Source organism: Ideonella livida (genome assembly GCF_010499455.1).
In the GTDB taxonomy this organism is placed as follows: Bacteria; Pseudomonadota; Gammaproteobacteria; order Burkholderiales; family Burkholderiaceae_C; genus Ideonella; species Ideonella livida.
This window is the reverse complement of record NZ_JAAGOH010000083.1, coordinates 1-1,397: the sequence shown is the minus strand read 5'-3', so window position 1 is coordinate 1,397 and position 1,397 is coordinate 1. Positions and strand designations below refer to the sequence as shown.

Sequence of the window (1,397 nt, the reverse complement as noted above, 5' to 3'; positions counted from 1 at the left end):
GAGGTCTGGAGGGTGATCCAGCGCAGCTCGGTGAAGGCCTCGACGCCGGCGCGCCCGCCAAAGCGGCCCCAGCCGCTGCCCTTGACGCCGCCAAAGGGCATCTGCGCCTCGTCATGCACCGTGGGGCCGTTGACGTGGCAGATGCCGGCTTCAATGCGCTGCGCCACGCGCCAGCCACGGGCGGTGTCAGCGGTGAACACGGCCGAGGACAGGCCAAAGGCGTTGTCGTTGGCGCAGGCGATGGCGGCCTCTTCGCCGGCCACCCGCACGATGCACTTGACCGGACCAAAGGTCTCCTCGGCGTAGATGCGCATCTGCGGCGTGACGTGGTCCAGCAGCGTGGCCGGCATCAGCGTGCTGTCGGCCTTGCCACCGCACACCAGGGTGGCGCCCTGGGCCAAGGCGTCGTCGATCAGCGCGTTGCAGCGCTGCACCGTGGCCAGGTCCACCACCGAGCCCAGCACCACCGGGCCTTGGCGCGGATCCCCCAGCGGCAGGCTGCGGGCCTTGGCCGCCAGCTTGGCCACAAAGGCGTCGGCCACCGATTCATCCACCACGATGCGCTCGGTGGACATGCAGATCTGGCCCGAATTGGCAAAGGCGCCAAAGGCCGCGCCGTTGACCGCGGCGTCCAGGTCGGCGTCGTCCAGCACCAGCAGCGGGGCCTTGCCGCCCAGCTCCAGCACCGAGGGCTTGAGGTGCTCGGCGCAGCGCTGGGCAATGATGCGGCCCACATGGGTGGAGCCGGTGAAGTTGACGCGCTTGACCGCCGGGTGGGCAATCATGGCGCCCACCACCGCGGCGGCATCTGCCGGGGCGTTGGTGACAAAGTTCACCACGCCCTTGGGCAAGCCAGCCTCTTGCAGCGCCTGGATGATGAGGCCGTGGGTGGCCGGGCACAGCTCGCTGCCCTTGAGCACCACGGTGTTGCCGCAGGCCAAGGGCACGGCCACCGCCCGCACGCCCAGGATGACCGGGGCGTTCCACGGCGCGATGCCCAGCACCACGCCCGCGGGCTGGCGCGTGGCCAGGGCCAGGCTGCCGGGCACGTTGGAGGGAATCACCTCGCCCTCAATCTGCGTGGTCAGCGCAGCCGCTTCCACCAGCATGTCGGCGGCCAGGTGCACGTTGAAGCCGGCCCACAAGCCGGAGGAGCCGGTCTCGGCGGCCATGGCGGCGGTGAAGTCAGCGGCGCGGGCCTCCAGCGCGTGGGCGGCCTTGAGCAGCAGGGCGCGGCGGGCGCCCGGGCCCAGCGCCGCCCAGGCGGGGAAGGCGGCGGCAGCGGCGTCCACCGCGGCCTGGGCGTCGGCCACGCTGGCGGCCGGGGCCTGGGTGGCCACCTGGCCGTCCAGCGGGTTGGCGCGGGTGAAGGTGCGGCCGTCGGCCGCCTGCGTGGC

The 1,397-nt window shown here is 72.5% G+C and carries 1 protein-coding gene; it reads right to left on the bottom strand.

Annotated features, from left to right (window positions below; all coding sequences use genetic code 11):
- On the bottom strand, positions 1-1,397 hold a 1,397-nt coding region (locus tag G3A44_RS23135; protein WP_163460110.1), incomplete at both ends, for an aldehyde dehydrogenase.